The 17,080-nt window shown below is 67.7% G+C and carries 19 protein-coding genes; 11 read left to right on the forward strand and 8 right to left on the reverse strand.

What is annotated here, in order from left to right:
- Positions 1-230 precede the first annotated feature (230 nt).
- Together ACZ0AE_RS14330 and ACZ0AE_RS14335 are read left to right on the forward strand one after the other, a co-directional pair.
- Positions 231-530, forward strand: coding sequence for a YkgJ family cysteine cluster protein (locus ACZ0AE_RS14330; protein ID WP_081797314.1), 300 nt, complete (start codon positions 231-233; stop codon positions 528-530).
- 11 nt (positions 531-541) lie between these two features.
- Positions 542-721, forward strand: coding sequence for a hypothetical protein (locus ACZ0AE_RS14335; protein WP_038687055.1), 180 nt, complete (start codon positions 542-544; stop codon positions 719-721).
- 45 nt (positions 722-766) lie between these two features.
- Here ACZ0AE_RS14335 and ACZ0AE_RS14340 read toward each other — a convergent pair whose 3' ends face one another.
- Genes ACZ0AE_RS14340 through ACZ0AE_RS14350 form a run of 3 tightly spaced genes read right to left on the reverse strand, consistent with a single transcriptional unit; the run spans position 767 to position 2,761 of the window.
- On the reverse strand, positions 767-1,651 hold the full coding sequence (locus ACZ0AE_RS14340; protein ID WP_038687053.1) for a DUF4097 family beta strand repeat-containing protein: 885 nt from the start codon (positions 1,649-1,651) through the stop codon (positions 767-769).
- Between the two features lie 13 nt (positions 1,652-1,664).
- Positions 1,665-2,180 (reverse strand): hypothetical protein, encoded by a 516-nt coding sequence (locus tag ACZ0AE_RS14345; protein ID WP_463601427.1) that lies wholly within the window; start codon positions 2,178-2,180, stop codon positions 1,665-1,667.
- On the reverse strand, positions 2,177-2,761 hold the full coding sequence (locus ACZ0AE_RS14350) for an RNA polymerase sigma factor (RefSeq protein WP_038687049.1): 585 nt from the start codon (positions 2,759-2,761) through the stop codon (positions 2,177-2,179). Before ACZ0AE_RS14350 ends, ACZ0AE_RS14345 begins: the two co-directional genes overlap by 4 nt.
- A gap of 135 nt (positions 2,762-2,896) precedes the next feature.
- Here ACZ0AE_RS14350 and ACZ0AE_RS14355 point away from each other — a divergent pair, with 135 nt between their 5' ends.
- A complete protein-coding gene (locus tag ACZ0AE_RS14355; protein ID WP_038687047.1) occupies positions 2,897-3,079 on the forward strand; it encodes a hypothetical protein in 183 nt (60 codons plus the stop codon).
- An 80-nt stretch (positions 3,080-3,159) separates the two neighbouring features.
- The gene (locus ACZ0AE_RS14360) at positions 3,160-3,741 is read left to right on the forward strand and encodes a mechanosensitive ion channel family protein (protein ID WP_038687045.1); all 582 of its coding nucleotides are present in this window, start codon (positions 3,160-3,162) and stop codon (positions 3,739-3,741) included.
- Positions 3,742-3,841: 100 nt separating this feature from the next.
- On the opposite strand, the gene ACZ0AE_RS14365 is transcribed toward ACZ0AE_RS14360, so the two are convergent.
- The 3 genes from ACZ0AE_RS14365 to ACZ0AE_RS14375 form a co-directional block, all read right to left on the reverse strand.
- Positions 3,842-4,270, reverse strand: coding sequence for a hypothetical protein (locus ACZ0AE_RS14365; RefSeq protein WP_463601428.1), 429 nt, complete (start codon positions 4,268-4,270; stop codon positions 3,842-3,844).
- A 147-nt stretch (positions 4,271-4,417) separates the two neighbouring features.
- Complete coding sequence (locus ACZ0AE_RS14370; protein WP_038687041.1) at positions 4,418-4,684, reverse strand: DksA/TraR family C4-type zinc finger protein; 267 nt, start codon at positions 4,682-4,684, stop codon at positions 4,418-4,420.
- A gap of 109 nt (positions 4,685-4,793) precedes the next feature.
- On the reverse strand, positions 4,794-5,345 hold the full coding sequence (locus tag ACZ0AE_RS14375; RefSeq protein ID WP_137191561.1) for a DUF2058 domain-containing protein: 552 nt from the start codon (positions 5,343-5,345) through the stop codon (positions 4,794-4,796).
- Positions 5,346-5,418: 73 nt separating this feature from the next.
- Here ACZ0AE_RS14375 and ACZ0AE_RS14380 point away from each other — a divergent pair, with 73 nt between their 5' ends.
- From ACZ0AE_RS14380 to ACZ0AE_RS14390, 3 genes are all read left to right on the forward strand, one after another.
- Positions 5,419-5,916 (forward strand): M48 family metallopeptidase, encoded by a 498-nt coding sequence (locus tag ACZ0AE_RS14380; RefSeq protein WP_313246674.1) that lies wholly within the window; start codon positions 5,419-5,421, stop codon positions 5,914-5,916.
- A 909-nt stretch (positions 5,917-6,825) separates the two neighbouring features.
- Positions 6,826-7,536 carry an rRNA pseudouridine synthase gene (locus ACZ0AE_RS14385; RefSeq protein WP_141059600.1) on the forward strand — a complete coding sequence of 237 codons (711 nt, stop codon included), beginning with the start codon at positions 6,826-6,828 and terminating at the stop codon, positions 7,534-7,536.
- A gap of 57 nt (positions 7,537-7,593) precedes the next feature.
- Positions 7,594-9,171 carry a phospholipase D family protein gene (locus tag ACZ0AE_RS14390; RefSeq protein ID WP_463601429.1) on the forward strand — a complete coding sequence of 526 codons (1,578 nt, stop codon included), beginning with the start codon at positions 7,594-7,596 and terminating at the stop codon, positions 9,169-9,171.
- Between the two features lie 41 nt (positions 9,172-9,212).
- On the opposite strand, the gene ACZ0AE_RS14395 is transcribed toward ACZ0AE_RS14390, so the two are convergent.
- The gene (locus ACZ0AE_RS14395) at positions 9,213-10,310 is read right to left on the reverse strand and encodes an HDOD domain-containing protein (protein ID WP_463602103.1); all 1,098 of its coding nucleotides are present in this window, start codon (positions 10,308-10,310) and stop codon (positions 9,213-9,215) included.
- A gap of 327 nt (positions 10,311-10,637) precedes the next feature.
- On the opposite strand from ACZ0AE_RS14395, the gene ACZ0AE_RS14400 reads away from it, so the two are divergent.
- Complete coding sequence (locus ACZ0AE_RS14400) at positions 10,638-11,735, forward strand: Glu/Leu/Phe/Val dehydrogenase dimerization domain-containing protein (RefSeq protein WP_038687030.1); 1,098 nt, start codon at positions 10,638-10,640, stop codon at positions 11,733-11,735.
- A 94-nt stretch (positions 11,736-11,829) separates the two neighbouring features.
- Here ACZ0AE_RS14400 and ACZ0AE_RS14405 read toward each other — a convergent pair whose 3' ends face one another.
- Entirely contained in the window at positions 11,830-14,685 is a 2,856-nt protein-coding gene (locus tag ACZ0AE_RS14405) for a S8 family serine peptidase (RefSeq protein WP_463601430.1), read from the reverse strand.
- Between the two features lie 180 nt (positions 14,686-14,865).
- Between ACZ0AE_RS14405 and ACZ0AE_RS14410 the strand changes: the two genes are divergently transcribed.
- The 3 genes from ACZ0AE_RS14410 to ACZ0AE_RS14420 all read left to right on the forward strand — a co-directional run bounded on the left by ACZ0AE_RS14410 (position 14,866) and on the right by ACZ0AE_RS14420 (position 17,073).
- Positions 14,866-16,041 carry a thiolase family protein gene (locus ACZ0AE_RS14410; protein ID WP_448134160.1) on the forward strand — a complete coding sequence of 392 codons (1,176 nt, stop codon included), beginning with the start codon at positions 14,866-14,868 and terminating at the stop codon, positions 16,039-16,041.
- Positions 16,042-16,165: 124 nt separating this feature from the next.
- Positions 16,166-16,507: a hypothetical protein gene (locus tag ACZ0AE_RS14415; RefSeq protein ID WP_038687024.1), complete on the forward strand. Its 342-nt coding sequence runs from the start codon at positions 16,166-16,168 to the stop codon at positions 16,505-16,507.
- A gap of 161 nt (positions 16,508-16,668) precedes the next feature.
- Entirely contained in the window at positions 16,669-17,073 is a 405-nt protein-coding gene (locus tag ACZ0AE_RS14420; RefSeq protein ID WP_038687022.1) for a hypothetical protein, read from the forward strand.
- Positions 17,074-17,080 lie beyond the last annotated feature (7 nt).

Below are 17,080 nucleotides of genomic sequence, written 5' to 3' on the forward strand. Positions count from 1 at the left end.
GCGCTATCATCTTTCGGCGTCAATGCGCAATGCGCACGTCGTCCCGGGCCTAGTACAGGCCACCGTCCTTCTCGATGCTGCCGCCTTGGATATGTCCCGGGCGCCGGGATCGCTTTTACGCTGTGATCCGGCTCGTTCCCAGCATGTAGCGCCCTGAGCCGCCAAGAGATATCCGATTGGGCGAACGCCTGGTTGTACCAGCCCCAGTTACCGCTGCCGAACCCGACCCCATCGACTGCCGCCGTTGTGACGCGGTCTGTTGCCGGATGTCGGTGACCGTCATGCCCGACGACAACGTACCCAGCTACCTGCTGGATACCGATGAAGCCGGCCGCACCGTCATGGCGCGCAACGACGAAGGCTGGTGCGCCGCCATCGACCCCTATCACCTGCGCTGCACCATCTACTCGCAGCGTCCCGCCATCTGCCGCCAGTTTGACATGGGCGGCGATGACTGCCGCCTTGTGCGGCAGGACTACCGTCGACAACAGCACGATCTGTCGACGCTTTTTCCCTCGTTCCAACCATGACAGGAGCATCCATGGCTCGTACGCCAAAGACCTCCCCCAAGGCAGGCAACACCGTTCGCGTCGACCGTAAGCAGGGTTCCAGCACGGCCGTCAACAGCACCAGCATCGCAGCCGACCTGGCCGCGTTCCGCAAGGGCGGTGGCAAGATCGAAGTGCTTGGCAACACCTTGGCACTGAAGAAAACCGGCTGACCTGCAGCCGTCCGCACCGGCCCCGTGCCGGTGCGGGGGCCGCATTCAACGCCCGCCCAGCCCCACCCGCACGCTGCCCGAATGGGCGTTGATCGCGATGTCACCGTCGCCGCCCCCCAGTTTTGCATCCAGACTCCGGCCCGGCCCGTACCGCGGCCGCTCCACCGTGCCCGAATCGGACTGGATGTCGCCACTGAACGTCTTCACGCTCAGCTGCGCCGACACCGACCGCGGCAACTGCAGCCCGATCGACCCGCTCACCGTCTGCAACGTCACCTTGCCGCCCGGCGCCAACCCGGCCGCCGCCACCGTCACGCTGCCCGACACCGCTTCAGCCGACAGCCGCTGCACCCGGCCCGCGTCCACCTTGATGCTGCCCGACACCGTCTCCAGCGCCACCTCGCCCGACGCACCGCCGCCGGCCTGGATCCCGCCGCTGACCGCCCGCAGGTCCAGCCGCGGCGTCTGCACCTGTGAACGGATCCCACCGCTGACCGTGGTCAACGCCGTCTCGCCGCTGCGCCCGGCGGCCGAAATGCCGCCGCTCACCGCATTGGCCTGCAACCGCCGCACGTCCACGTCGGCCACATCGATGTCCGCGCTGACCGTCCCCAGTTGTACTTCCACCGCACGCGGCACCCGCAGTTCCAGCGTTGCGCCGCCGTTGCTCCGACCGCGCGGATAGACCACCTCCCATCGCACCCGGTTGGCGCTGCGGTCCTGCTTGAGCGTCAGCCCATCGGCCATCGAACCGGTCAGCGCGACCTCGTTGCGGTCCCAGCCGCGCACACTGACCTTGCCGGCGATGTTGCTCACTTCCACGCGCCCGCCCGCTCCCAGCGGGGCGCGCTCATCGACACGGGTGGCCGCCTGCGCCGCCAACGGCAGCAGCAGGGCCAGGGCTGCGATCAGACGCAATGAATGGTGCATGGTGGTGTCTCCTTCAGGATGGCAGGCCAGCGGCCATCACGGCCTGCTGGGTAAGTTCAAGGCGCAGCGCGTAGGTGCGCTGCAGTTGCCCGAGCAGAACGCGCGAGCGGGGGTTTTCACTGAGGGCGGCGCGGATATGGTCGGCACTGCTGTCCAGCTCGCGCAGCGCCGGCTGCCATTCGCCCCCCACCTGGGCGGTGGGCAGGGTCGCCATCGCCTGCTGGTACTCGGCCACCATCGCCTCGGCCTGGCGCTGCACGAGCGTCGGCGGCGGGGTCTGCGGCACCGGTGTCGGCACCACCATCAGCAGGCCCAGTGCGGCGGCCATGCCCAGGCCAACCCGCAGCGGCCAGCGTCGGCGCCGGGCCAACACGGTCACGGCGGCCGGTGCCGGCGCGGGCATCGGCATGGCCGGCAACTGCGCGGCAATGCCCTGCCATACCCGTGCCGGCGGCAGCCGCTCGGCCGGCAGCGCGCGCAACCGCGCCTGCAGGTCATCGGAATTGTCGATGTGGTTCATGTCGTTCATGCGGTTTCTCCCAGGCGTGCGCGCAACAGTCCGCGTGCACGGTGCAACTGCGCCTTCGAACTGCCCACAGCCATCTGCAGCTGCTCGGCGATCTCGTGGTGTTTCCAGCCTTCTATGTCATGCAGCACCAGCACCGCACGGGCGCGCGGCGGCAGGGTTTCCAGCGCGCGCTCCAGGTCCAGCGTGGTGCCCGCGCAGCGGTCCACCGCCACCAGCGTGGCCAGGCTGTCGTGCCCTTCCTCGCCGGCATCGGTCAGCTGCCAGTGCGCACTGGCGCGCAGTTCCATCAGCGCCGCGTTCACCCCCAGCCGGTGCAGCCAGGTGGCCAGGCTGCTGTCGAAACGGAACCCCGGCAACGCCTTCCATGCCTGCAGGAATGCGTCCTGCAGGGCATCCTCGGCGCGTGCGGCGTGGCCGCCACACAACCGCCACAGCACGGCGTAGATGCGCGGCGAATGGCGTCGGTAGATCTGCTCGTAGGCGGCCATGTTGCCCGCGACCGCGGCACGGACCAGGGCGTGGTCGTCGGCGGGATCGGCCTCGGTCGGGGCACGGGATGCGGGCATGGTGGCGTTGAGCATATCCGTTGGATGCGGGGTCCAGCGAAAAGGTTTAAACCGGTTGCCGCGATGTTCGCCGGTGCCGGTTCTAAACCTTTTGGCCGCCGCCCGCATCCAAGCCTGCGTACCCCCACGGGCCATCGCCAAGGAATCGCCATGTCCACCAGTTGCCTCGTCCTGCTGTTGTCGCTGGCCAGCAGCTGCACCCTTCCCTGGAGCCCGGTGACTGTCCGCCTGTCGGTGTCGCCGCAACCGGACCTGTGCGTGCAATATGCCGCGCATGACCCCGTCTGCGCCTCGGTACTGATCGCACGCCTGGCATCGCAGCCCGTGGTTTGAACGACGGGGGCGGCCCTCGGCGCGCAGCCGCATTAAGATAGGGGCTCGACGCACTATCGCTGCAAGGATCCACGCTGCACATGAAAGACCATCTGCCTACCTGGACCCACGAATGGCTGCATTACGGGGTTCCTGCCCTGCAGATCCTGCTGACCCTGCTGGCCGCCTGGCTGCTGCGCCTGGTCGCGCGGCGGCTGATGCGCCGCGTCGGCGAGCACTACACGCTGCCTCCGGAAATGATCATGGGCGTGCGCCGCGCCTTCAGTTTCGTGGTCTATACCACCGCCCTGCTGGTGATCCTGAGCATCGTCGGGGTCAAGGCGAGCGTGCTGTGGACCGCCTTCACCGGCTTTGCCGCCGTGGGTGCGGTGGCGTTCTTCGCCGCCTGGAGCGTGTTGTCCAACATCTTCTGCACGCTGCTGATCTTCACCACGCGCCCGTTCCGCCTGCACGACTACATCGAGCTGCTGGAGAACGGCGAGAAGCCGGGGTTGAAGGGCCGCGTCATCGACGTGAACCTGATCTACACCACGCTGCAGGAAACCGACGGTCACCACGAGGGGACCGTGCTGCAGATTCCCAACAACATGTTCTTCCAGCGCACCGTGCGCCGCTGGCGTGATCCGTCGCAGGCACCGGGCGGGATTCAGGGGGACGGTTGAGGGCGTCGCACTTTCGTGGGCATCCAACAGGGCCCAGCCGCCGCCTCCATGAGCGATGGAGGCATACGCCGGGTCGAGCTGCCCCGCTGCGCGACGTCACTCAGTGCTTTGCTGCATCGGCTTTTGCCAGCAGGCTGTAGAACTCAGGCTCGATCTCATCCAGCGGGGTGGATGCGATAAGCGCCCGAATCAGAGGCCCATGGTCGCTTTCCATGGCTACTTCGGCCCAGTCCAGTTCGTATACCGCCTCTATCCTCACGTTTCGATGCTGCGAATGAACGAGCAGCAGCTTCATGATACCGATGGCGCGCTCCGTCCTGTCTTGCCCCAGCGCTACTGCGCAACGGTGCTGCCAGTACTCAGGCTGATTCAATATCTCACTCTGCAACTGGTCCCATTGCCGGTCCCTGAAATCCACCAGCACTGTCTTTGCGACTAGTTCGCTGCTGTAGTGGGTCCAGTTCGAGTCCTCGGTTCCAATCCATGACGACAATCGATGGAGAGGCTCGTCTTCATGCCCGGTGGTCATCCGCCTGCGCCTGGTAGAGGGTGCTATCTCGCACCAGTATGGCGCGTCGCGGTGATCACAACCACGCATAGGGCTGCCGTCCATCGAGGTCGGCGCAGCACCGTTCACGCCTCCCGCGACGCACGACAGGAGAACGACCCGCACGCGTCAACGCAGCTGGCTGTCCTTGCTGCCGCGGCGGTTGTAGCCGCCGTTTTCGTGCTGGGCCGCGTCGTCTTCTTCCTGGCAGCGCACACACAGCCGCACGCCGGGCACGGCCTTGCGCCGCGCCTCGGGAATGGGCGCGTCACAGTGTTCGCAGTGGGTCAGCCCGGGGCCCTGTTTGAGCTGCGCGCGGGCGCGCTGGATGGCGTCGTCAACGGTGGCGTCGATCTGGTCCTGCACCGCGCCGTCGCCTGCCCAACCTGTCGCCATGATGTGTCTCCCATGCCGGTGTCAGGCCACCAGCATAGACCCGGCCCGGCGCGGCCAGCCGACGTGGGGCTGAACGCGCACGGCGCCGGGTGAATGCTTCAGGCAGCGCTTACCAGACCAGGTCGTCGGGCACCTGGAACTGGGCGTAGTACGCATCATCCTCGGCATTGCCGGTGCTCGGCTCGCTGCCGGGCTGGCTGTTGTCGAGCACGATCACGCTCGCGTCGCGCTCGCGGACCTTCTCGGCCGCCGCACGCGGCAGCAGTTCGAAGCCCTCGCCGTGGCGGGCAATCACCAGGCTGCCCGAGGCCAGCTGCCGGCGCAGCACGTTGTTGACCAGCAGGGTGCGGATCACGGTGCCGTCGTTGAAGCGGTATTCGCTCTCGCCCTCACGCTTGACCTTGTGCGCCTCGATGATCTGGCGGACCTGGGCCTGCAGCTCCTGCGCGTGGGCCTTGGCCTTGCGCTCGGCTTCCAGCGCGCGATCACGCTCGGCTTTTTCCGCACGCAGGCGCTCGGCCTCGCGCTGGCTTTCGCTGGGCGCGACCGGGGCCTTGCCGTGGCGGGCTTTCACCTGTTCACGGGCGGCCTGGGAGACCTGGGATTTCTTGACCAGCCCGGCCTTGAGCAGCTGCTCCTGCAGGGGATTTGCCTTCGCCATACGCTTGCATCTGTTGTTGCGGGATTCCGGAGGCCATCATACTGGTCTGCCCGCCCAGCCCCAACCGTCGTCCATGACCGCCCTGAAGTACCTAGCCGGTTACCCCGAGGCCCTGCAGCAGCAGGTGCGCGAGCTGATCGCGGGCGACCGCCTGGGGCCGTGGCTGGAAAAGCGCTACGCGGACCTGCACACGGTGCGCAACGATCGGCAGTTGTACGACTACACGCAGGGGCTGAAGGAGCGCTATCTGCGGCAGTCGGCGCCGTTGTCCAAGGTGGTCTACGACAGCCGGCTGCAGGTGCTGAAACATGCGCTGGGCACGCACACGACGGTGTCACGGATTCAGGGGAGCCGATTGAAGGCGAGCCGCGAGATCCGGATCGCGACGGTATTCCGCGAGGCACCGGCGCCGTTCCTGAAAATGATCGTGGTGCACGAGCTGGCCCACCTGAAGGAATCGGACCACAACAAGGCGTTCTACCAGCTGTGCACGCACATGGAAGCGGATTACCACCAGCTGGAATTCGATCTGCGCCTGTACCTGACCCACCTGGAACGCCCCACCCGCTGACCACCCGACGCGCTGCTGCGGGCCGCTGGCCGCGTGGCGGTGTCGGCCGCCCGCCGGCCGGCTGTCAGGTAGTGCCGGCCGCTGGCCGGCTCCTCGTAAAGCCAGAGCGAAGCCAAAGCAACTGCAACGGCTTCTGGCGCAACGATCGCTGGATTGGGCAGGGGTGTGTGGGCCCGCGGGACACGCTGCAAGTCCCGCTCCGCGGCCCGGCCCAGCCGCTGGCGGCTGTGCGTTCGGACGCATGCGAGGCAGTGCCTCGCAAGCAATGCGCCCTCACCCCTGTAAGCTCCGTCGCCGCATCCATGCGGCTCAGGGTCCCGCGAACCCACACACCCCCACCCCAGACAGACTGCCGGTGGCCTATGAAGAGCTAGAGGAAGGAGCCAGGGCAGGCGAAGCCAAAGCCAAAGCCAAAGCCAAAGCCAAAGCCAAAATCAAAACCAAAGCCCAAGATTCGATTTTTATCTGAATTCTATTTTCAATTTCAATTTGAATTCATATTAATAATTCAATTTGAAAAGTTAGATTCAAATCAAACTTCAGCTTCGGCCTTCCAGTCGAGCACCCAGCCACCAACTCACCCGCCGGCCCCAAAGCCCGCCATTCGCCATCCGCCGTTGCCTCCCCCAAAAGGCCACCAGCCAACTGTCGGGGCTGGGGGTGGGTGGGTTGGCGGGACCGTTGGGCGCCATGGATGGCGCCCACGAGCCTCCAGGGATGGATTCACGGCGTGTCCCGCCAACCCACCCACCCCCGGCCAACCCAAGCCGCCCGGCCAACCGGCTGTGGCTGTGGCTTTGGCTGTTAGCTCCGGCTCCGGCTCCGGCCCAGGCCCAACCGGGCCCACCCACCCACCCACCCACACCCAGTACACTCCCCGCCCGTATCCCGCTTTTCGTTGCCAGCCCCATGACCGACCCGATCCGACTCGACAAACGCCTGACCAGCCTCATCGGCTGCTCCCGTGGCGACGCCCAGCGCTACATCGAAGGCGGCTGGGTCACCGTGGACGGCACGGTCGTCGAACAACCGCAGACCCTGGTCACCGACGAAACCATCGTCCTGCGCGACAACGCCGAAGCCACCCGCACCGAAACCGTCAGCATGCTCCTGCACAAACCCGCCGGCATGCGCGCCGACGAACTGTGCGCCCTGGTCACCCCCGACAGCCGCAGCGAACTGGACGCCACCGGCGTCACCCTCCTCCAGCGCCATTTCCACGCCCTGCAACTGGTCATGCCCCTTGCCGACGAAGACAGCGGCCTGGTCGTCGTCAGCCAGGACGGCCGCGTCGTGTCCCACCTCAAGGATCGCGGCGCCACCCTCGAACAGGAATATCTGGTCGAAGTCAGTGGCGAACTGGCGCCCTATGGCATGAAGCGCCTCGCCCATGGCCTCAGCTTCCGCAACTGGCCCCTGCCCCCGTGCAAGGTCAGCTGGCAGAACGAAACCCGCCTGCGCTTTGCCATCAAACCCGTACAGCCCGGCCAGCTGCGCGACATGTGCCGCCAGGTCGGGCTCGACGTCGTCAGCGTCCGCCGCCTGCGCATCGGCCGCGTCGCCATGGGCAAGCTGGTGCCCGGCCAGTGGCGCTACCTCGCGCCCGACGAACGCTTCTGATGCGGCCGTGCGCGCCCGGCACTCGCCGTGCACGCACGCCCGGCTTAGCATCGGCACATGACTGAACGAAAGCCGCTCTGGCGCCGGATGCTGCGCTGGCTGGGAATCGTGCTCGCGGTGCTGGTGCTGTTGGTGCTCAGCGGCCTGCTGCTGGCCGACCACCTGACCCCGAAGGCGATGGGCGCCCCCAGCAGCGTACTGCCGGTCCAGCCGGCGCAGACTGTCATCGACCGCGAACTGACCCGCCTGCAGGCCAGCCACCCCGGCCAGAGCGGCGTCGCCTTCCTGGCCGACGGGCTGGATGCCTACGCCGCGCGCGCCGTCATCACCGCCCATGCCGGTCGCAGCCTGGACCTGCAGTACTACATCTGGCACGACGACCTGATCGGCCACCTGATGGCGCAGTCCCTGTACCAGGCCGCCGAACGCGGCGTGCGGGTGCGCCTGCTGCTCGATGACATGAATGCCCAGGACAAGGATGCGCTGCTGATGGCGCTCGATGAACATCCCAACATCGAGATCCGCCTCTACAACCCCTTCCGCAACCGCACCGGGCTGTGGCGGCTGGTGGAAATGGTGCAGCGATTTTTCAGCGTCAACCATCGCATGCACAACAAGGCGTGGATCGCCGATGGGCGCGTGGCCATCGTCGGCGGCCGCAACATCGGCGAAGAATATTTCAGCGCACGGTCGGACGTGAACTTCCGCGATCTGGACCTGCTGGTTGCCGGTCATGCGGTAGACCAGGCCAACCGTATTTTTGACGAATACTGGAACAGCGAAACCGCCGTTCCAATCGCCGCGCTGGCCTTCCACACCCCGGCCCAGCTGCGCCTGCTGGTGCGCGAATCCGAGAACGAAGCCAGGCGCGATGTCGCCCAGCCGTACCTGCGCCGTGTCCAGCAATCGCAGTCGGCGCGCTCGTACTACCGCGACGCGGTCGAGCTGCACTGGTCACCGAACGTGGAGATCGTCTCCGACCCGGCCATGAAGCACCGCCGCGATGACACGTCGAACTGGCTGGTCACCCGGCTGGTCAGCGAGATGCAGGCCACCCGCCACAAGGCGCTGCTCATCTCGCCGTACTTCGTGCCCGGCGAGGAAGGCACCGACGGCATGGGCGCCATGGTCAAGCGCGGCGCCCTGGTCGGGGTGGTGACCAACTCGCTGGCGGCCAACGACGTCGCCGCCGTGCACGGGGGCTACATGCACTACCGGGCACCCCTGCTGCGCAGTGGCGTGCACCTTTACGAACTGAAGGCGCACGGCTATGGCGACCGCAGCGGCCTGTTCGGCAGCAGCGGGGCCAGCCTGCACACCAAGGCCTTCCTGCTGGATGACCGGCGCGGTTTCGTCGGCTCGTTCAACCTCGACCCACGCTCGGCCTACCTCAACACCGAGATGGGCGTGCTGTTCGACGATGCGGTGCTGGGCGCGCAACTGCGTGCCGAGTACCTGCGCCTGGCCGACCCGGCGCAGAGCTACTGGGTGACGCTGGACGCACAGGACCGGGTGCGCTGGCTGGATCGGGCCGCCCAGCCACCGGTACTGCTCGATCGGGAACCGGACACCTCGTTCTGGCTGCGGGCCAGCGCACGCGCCATCAGCTGGCTGCCGCTGGAATCACAGCTGTAACCCGGCGCTGGCGGCAGACGCCGTCTGCGCCCGCCCTGCCCTCAGGCCTCCGCCTCGTCGGCGTCCAGGGTTTCCACCGCGCGCCCATGCAGGCGCCGCCAGATCCACTGCAGCGCGTGCGGCGGGGTGCCGTGCTGCTGTTCCAGGATAGCCAGCGCCTGCGCCTGGCCGATCCGGCCATGCCGGCACAGCAGGCTGGCGGCGGCCGCCGCCCGCGCGAAGCGCAGGCTGGCCGACAGTCCTCCCTCGGCCCTGCCGGCGTCGCGCAGCAGCGCTTCGTGCACCGCACCCGGCAGTTCCCAGGCCGCCGCGATGCGCCCGGCCACGGGCAAGGTCCAGGCATCCAGCAACTGCATGGCCAGCGCGCGCGATGGCAGCGCCCCGTCCTGCGCGGCGCAGGCGTCCAGCAGCTGCCGCATCACCAACGCCGCGCCCAGGCCCTGGGTCAGCCCCAGCCACTGCGCGGCGAAGGCGTCTTCATGGGTCACCAGCCGCGCATGATCGGCCGCCGCGCGCGAGGCCAGCAGCGCGTGCTCCCAGATCACCGTGCCGAACTGCGGGAAGGCCTCGCAGTGCACCTGCATCACCGGCTGCACCAGCACCGCGCTGATGATCTGGCGGATACCCTCGGTACCCACCAGCGTCACCGCCCGCTGCAGGCTGTCCACTGGCTTGGACTGCAGGCGGTACACCGGGCTGTTGGCAATGCGCAGCAGGTTGCCGGTCAACACCGGGTCCTGGCCGATGATGGCGGCCATCGCGCGGGCCGAGGCGTCGCTGTCGTTGACCGTCTGGATCAACTGCGGCAGCAGTTGCGGGCGCCGGGGCAGCTGCCGGGCCGACCAGTCGCGCTGCTCCAGTGCCGCCACCACCGCCACGTGCAGCGCGCCATCGTGGTGCCGGTCGTCGGCGGCGGTGTCGCCACTGCGCCGCACCAGCGCCAATGCGTGCAGGCCCGCCTGCAGCGCCTCGGCGGGGGCAGTAGCGGTGACAGTGCCGGGCTGCGCAGTCGGTAGCGTCACGGGCGCACGCGCACGCGCGGCCCCCGCCGGCGCGGAGGCGCGCCACCTGCGCTGCCAGGTCACCGCCACGCCCAACGCGACCGCTCCCGCCAGCCCCGCCGCCACGATCACGTTCATGTCCATCCGCGCGGCCGCCTTGGGCGGCACTGCTTCTGTGTTGTCACTGCACCCACGTCGTCCGTCCTGGCATTGCTGGTACTGCGCACCGTTGCCACGGCATCGGCGCCATCTTCAGCAACTTTAATGGCCCGTGCCGTCGCAACCGGGGCCGATGCCTGTCGCGGGGTCGGGGCAAGCCCTGACAACACCCTCCGGCGGAATGCACTAGAATGGCGCCGCGCGACCCGTCCCCCGATCCGACGAAGTCGCTTTTTTTGTTTTACAACCCACCTTTTGCTGGTGCGTTCGACGCTGTTCCCAGCCGTTCGCCCCATCGGAGCCACCATGTTATTTGAAACCCTCGAAACTTCCGGTCACGAACAAGTGGTGTTCTGCCACAACCGCGATGCCGGCCTGAGGGCGATCATCGCCATCCACAACACCACCCTGGGCCCTGCCCTGGGTGGCGTGCGCATGCGCCCGTACGCCAGCACCGATGATGCGCTGGCCGACGCGCTGCGCCTGAGCCGCACCATGACCTACAAGAACGCCCTGGCCGGGCTGAACGTGGGTGGCGGCAAGGCGGTGATCATCGGCGACCCGCGCCAGGACAAGAGCGAGGTGCTGTTCCGCGCGTTCGGCCGCTACGTCGACTCGCTCGGCGGGCGCTACATCACCGCCGAGGACGTGGGCACCGATGTCAACGACATGGAAAACATCTACCTGGAAAGCGAGTACGTCACCGGCGTGCACCAGGTCCATGGCGGCTCCGGCGACCCGGCCCCGTTCACCGCCTATGGCGCGCTGCAGGCGCTGATGGCCTCGATGCAGCACAAGCTGGGCCATGAAGAAGTGGGCAAGACCAGCATCGCGGTGCAGGGCCTGGGCCACATCGGCATGGAGTTGGTGAAGCTGCTGCGCGACCGGGGCGCCAAGCTGTTCGTCACCGACCTGGACAGCGCGCGGGTCGAACGTGCGGTCACCGAATACGGCGCCGAGGCCGTGAAGCCGGACGACATCTACGACGTCAACGCCGATGTGTTCGCCCCGTGCGCGCTGGAAGGGGCGATCAACCCGCAGACCCTGGCCCGGTTGAAGTGCAAGATCGTCTGCGGCACCGCCAACAACCAGCTCTCCAGCCTGGAGGTCGGCGATGAACTGCATGCGCGCGGCATCCTGTATGCCCCGGACTATGCGGTCAACGCGGGCGGGGTGATGAATGTCTCGCTGGAAATCGACGGCTACAACCGCGAACGCGCGATGCGTCTGATCCGCAGCATTTACCACAACCTCGGCCGGATCTTCGCCCTGTCCCAGCAGGAGGGCATCGCGCCCCAGCGGGCGGCCGACAAGATCGCCGAAACGCGCATCCATTCCATCGGCAAGCTGAAGATGCCGCTGGGCCGGGCCACGCCGCGACTGGGCACGCTGCGCGGCAACTGAGCCGCTCTGCCGCACCATGAAGAAGGGCGCGATTGCATCGCGCCCTTCTGCGTTTCAGACCGTTACGTTGGTCGCCCCGACAGCGGCCGGGTGCTCAGAAGGCAGCCGAGTAGCGCAGCGCCACCTGGCTCAGGTCACCGCGCGGCCCGAAGCGCTGGTCGTAACCGAACGCCACCCGCGTGTTGCGGGTCAGCCACGATTCCACCGACAGGCCGAACAGCCCACCCGACCGCGCCGGCTGCAGGCCCGCCATCGGCGCCCAGGCATCCACGCCGACAAAGCTGGCGTCCTGCACCAGCCCATCACTGGACAGCAGCTGCTGCCATTCGGCATAGCCGCGCAGCGCCCAGCTGCCCCACTGGCGTTCGGCGCGCACGCCGGCCAGTGCCTGGCTGCGCGTGCTCACCCCGCCCTGGGTGCGCAGGCCGAAGCCCAGCCCGCCCTGTTCGCTGAAGCGGTCGCTGTCCACGCGGGCGTAGTCGGCCCCCAGGTACGGGGTCAACGAGGCGCGGCCATCGCCGAGGCGATAGCCGGTTTCCACGCTGGCCGCCGTGAACTGGCCGCCGTAACGGGCATTGACCCCGTACTGGCCGGCACCGAGCAGCAGCTGGCGATCGATTTCCCGCGTGAACTGGCCGGCGCCCAGCTGGCCAAGCGCATAGGCTCGCCCCGTGCCCCAGCCGGCATACACCTGCGCCTGCGATTGGCGGTCACGGCCACGGTCACTGCCCCAGTCGCGGCTGTTGTGCGTGCGGGTCTCGCCAAAGGCGAAGCCAAGCACACCGTTGCTGCCAAAGGCCATGTCCTGGCCCATCATCCAGCCGCGGGTGTCGGCGCCGCTGGCAGAGAAGCTGCCCTGCCCGACCTCGCCGAGCTGGTTCTGCCAGGCACCGCGCAGACGGGGTGCGCCCTGCACCTGGCCAAATCGCGCCGACAGCGCGCGGCGGTTGAGGTCGACGCTGTCGAAGGTGGCCGCGGTGGCCAGCGCGTGGGCCTTGCCCGACAGGCTGTCCAGGCTGGCCTGCAGTGCCTGGTTGCCCTGCACCTGCTGCAGTTGACCTGCACCATTGGCGAAGGCACTACCGGCCATGCTGCCGCCATCGAGCACTTCAAATGCGGTTTCCACCCGCGCCGCCGACGCCAGCGCAGCCCCGCCCACGCCGGCACTGAGGCTGGCGCTGGTGATGTTGATCTGGTCGGTAGTCAGCGTGACGGTGGTGGCGCTCTGTTGCAGCGACATCTGCAGCAATGTGGCCTGGGCCAGACTGTGGGTGACCCCATCGAACTGCCCGCTGATGCCCTGGCCAACCTGCAGCACCGTCTGGGTGCGGCCGTTGGCAGGCACGTAGCCGCTGACGATGCTGCTCACATGCACATTGCCGGCCAGGGCCGCGCTGCCGGTGACATTGAGCGGGCCGGCTCCCAGCGCGATCATCAGCTGCGCGCCGGCGCGCTGGGTGTAGTTGCCCTCGATGGTGGCCGAGCTGTTGGCATCGCGCACGATGACGCTGGCGCCGTTGTCGACATCGCCCTTCACCCGGCTGGTTCCGGTCATGAACTGCAGCGCCGCGTTGTTCGGGCTGCCGCCCTGGGCCACCACCAGCACGTTGGAGGTGATTGACCCGCCATCGCGCAGCGCCAGCGTGCCCTGCTCGATCCGCGTGGCACCGGTGTAGGTGTTGGTACCGGACAGGCCCAGCGCACCGACACCCTGTTTGATCAGCCCGCCGCTGCCGGTGATGTTGTTGCTCCAGACCGAGTTCAGCCCCGCCTGGTTGACGTTGACCGTGGTGTTGCCCCAGTCCAGGCGGCCCGGCCCATTGATTGCCTTGGCAATGTTGAGCAGGCCGTAGCCGAAGGTACTGTCCACGCCGGACGCGCCAAGATCGGTGGCCGTACCCAGCAGGGTCTGGCGCACCAGATCGTTGCTGAAATACGGGTACTTCTGCCACACCAGCGCCGCTGCGCCGGATACCAGCGGGGCGGCGAAGGAGGTGCCGTAGTTCCACAGGTAGTTCGGCGTTGCACTGGTGGACGCCGGGTCGACGTACACCGCCGCGCCGGGGGCGGCCAGGCAATACCGCGCGGCGACACCGCAGGCATTGGCGTAGGACGCCAGCTTGCTGGGATCGGTGGAATCCACCGCGGTCACGCTGAGCCAGCCGCGCTCCAGGTCGGCCGCCGGCAGCGTGCCGCCCGGACCGGCCTGGCTGGGCAGCGCCGCCATGCTGGAGGGATTGGGCTTGCTCTCGTTTCCGGTGGCGAACACCACCAACCCGCCATTGGCGATGATGAAGGGGCGGTACTCCTGGGCGATGGGCGCGGTGGCCGCCGGGTTGGTCCAGTACAGACCGCCCCACGAGTTGTTCATGACCTTCACGCCCTGGCTGATCAGGTCCTGGTGGACCTGGTCCAGGCCCAGTGCGCCGTTTACTTCATTGCCGCTGCCCGAGCCGTCGTCGGTGGGGCGCTGGTCGGCGATGATGCGCGCCGACACGATCTGTGCACCCGGCGCGATGCCACCGGGCCAGCTGCCGAGCGCCTTGCCGGCCGCCAGTTCGGCCACTGCCGTGCCATGGCCGACCACGTCGTCGACATTGAGGTTGTTGGTGCGCGGATCGATGTAGGTGTAGTTGGCCAACACCCGGCCCGCCAGCGTGGGATGGTTGCGCATCACGCCGGAATCGACCACGCCGATGCGCACGCCGGTGCCATCCAGGCCCGCGGTGCGCGCCGCACCGGCCTGGGTGATGGCAAGGTGCGCGTCGAACGCGGGCTGCTGGGGCGTGGGCGGGGTGACCGGGGGCGTGGTCGGCGGCGTAGTGGGCGGGGGCGACACCGGTGGCGGATCCACGCGCACATTGTTACCGCCGCCCCCACCCCCACAGGCGCCCAGTACCGCTGCCATGGCCGTGACCAGCACCGACCGCCCCACTGCTGCCTTGTTCATCCCTGCATCCCCGTTGACGTGGTGGTATCGCCGCCGATCGGTCCTCCTGGACCTGACCCGGCGGCCAGTGCCAAGCCTCTATACTTGGCCGGTAGTCCGCAGTCTGCCGGGAAAACCCGCTGCCGCCAATGGCACGCGGTCCCACTCTTGAAACCTGCTCACGCACCAACGAGATTGCCCATGTCCAACATCGTCATCGCCGCTGCCAAACGCACCGCCATCGGTTCCTTCCTGGGCCAGTTCACCGGCGTGCCCACCCCGACCCTGGGCGCCAGCGCCATCGCGGCGGCACTGCAGCAGTCCGGTATCGCAGCGGGCGATGTGTCCGAAGTCATCATGGGCTGCGTGCTGCCGGCCAACCTGGGCCAGGCACCGGCGCGCCAGGCCGCGATCGCGGCGGGCATTCCGGTCTCCACCGGCGCCACCACGCTCAACAAGGTGTGTGGTTCGGGCATGAAGGCCATCATGCTGGGGCACGACCTGATCAAGGCCGGGTCGGCCAGCATCGTGGTGGCCGGGGGCATGGAGTCGATGTCCAATGCGCCGCACCTGCTGCCCAACTCGCGCACCGGCAACCGCTTCGGCAACTTCCAGGCGGTCGACCACATGGCCCACGACGGCCTGGTCAATGCCTACGACGGCAAGGCGATGGGTGAATTCGCCGAATGCACGGTGGACAAGTACCAGTTCAGCCGCGAGGAACAGGATGCGTTCGCCATCGAATCGGTGCGTCGCGCCCAGGCCGCGCAGGCCGCCGGTGCCTTCGACGACGAAATCGTTGCGGTGAAGGTGGCCGGCCGCAAGGGCGAGGTTGAATTCAGCCAGGACGAACAGCCGGGCCGCTCGGACATCGCCAAGATCCCGACCCTGCGCCCGGCCTTCAAGAAGGACGGCACGGTCACTGCGGCCAGCTCTTCGAGCATTTCCGACGGCGCCGCCGCGCTGGTGCTGCTGGGCGAAGAAGACGCCGCTGCACGCGGGGTGACGCCGCTGGCGCGGATCGTGGCCCACGCCACGCATTCCCAGGAACCGGAATGGTTCACCACCGCCCCCATCGGCGCCCTGCACAAGGTGCTGGAAAAAGCCGGCTGGAGTCTGGACCAGGTCGATCTGTTCGAAATCAACGAGGCGTTTGCGGTGGTGGCCATGGCGCCGATCCGTGAATTGGGCATCCCGCACGAGAAGGTCAACGTCAACGGCGGTGCCTGCGCATTGGGCCATCCGATCGGCGCTTCCGGCGCGCGCCTGGTGGTGACGCTGGTCAACGCATTGCGCACGCGCGGCGGAAAGCGCGGCATCGCTACCCTGTGCATCGGCGGCGGCGAAGCCACGGCCATTGCCATCGAATTGATTTGATTGAACTTAACGCGCATTTCGCAAAAATGAATGCGCGATCGCTTGACAGCCAAACGTGGCTTGTCATCATGTTGCCGGGCGCGCAATAGCGCGTTGCCTAATCTAACGACGAGGATTCACACAAATGAGCATCAACAAGCTGCTGATCGCGATGGCCCTGGGCCTGGCTCTGACCGCCTGCTCGAAGCAGGAACAGGCTGCTGACGCCGCTGCTTCGGCCAACGAAGCTGCCGCTGACGCCCAGGTCGCCGCCGACCAGGCCGCTGCTGCTGGCGCCCAGACCGCCGACGCTGCCCAGGCTGCTGCCGACACCGCTGCCACCGCTGCCAACACCTCGGCTGACGCCGCTGCTCAGGCTGGCGCTGCTGCCACCGACGCTGCTGCCGACACCGCTGCAGACGCTGCCAAGGCCGGTGAAGCCACCGCCGAGCAGGCCAAGGACGCTGCTGAAGAAGCCAAGAAGTAATAACTTCTTTCTTCACGCAAGTCTGAAGAAGCCGCTGGTTCGCCAGCGGCTTTTTCTTTGGGCGCGATCCGGCCGGGGGCATGGCCGGTGCGCACCGACCCTGTCTTCACGCAGGCATGAATAGGCTGGCCTCCCCTACGATCACCGTACTGGAGACCGCCATGAAGATTCGTCCGTTCACCACGTCCCTGCTGGCCGCCTCCCTGCTGCTCGGCCTGGCCGCATGCAAAGGCCCGGAAGCGGAGAAGGCGCGCGACGACGCCGCGCAGGCCGCTGACAGCGCCAATGCCGCCGCACGCGAAGCGGTGGACAAGGCCGCCGCCTCCACGCGCAACGCCGCCGACGATGCCGCTGCCGCCTCCGAGCGCGCCGCCGCCGAAACCCAGCAGGCGCTCGACCGCGCTGCGGCAGCCACCTCCGAAGCCGCGGGCGAAGCCAAGACGGCCGCCAAGGATGCAGGCGTGCACGCCAGCGACGCCACCGCCGATGCCGCGCAGAAGGTGGCCGACAAGGCACGCGACGTGGCCGATGAAGCAAAGAAGAACGCCGACGAAGCCAAGCGCTGAGTCTGCC

The sequence above is a fragment of the Stenotrophomonas sp. AC248 genome (genome assembly GCF_979258185.1).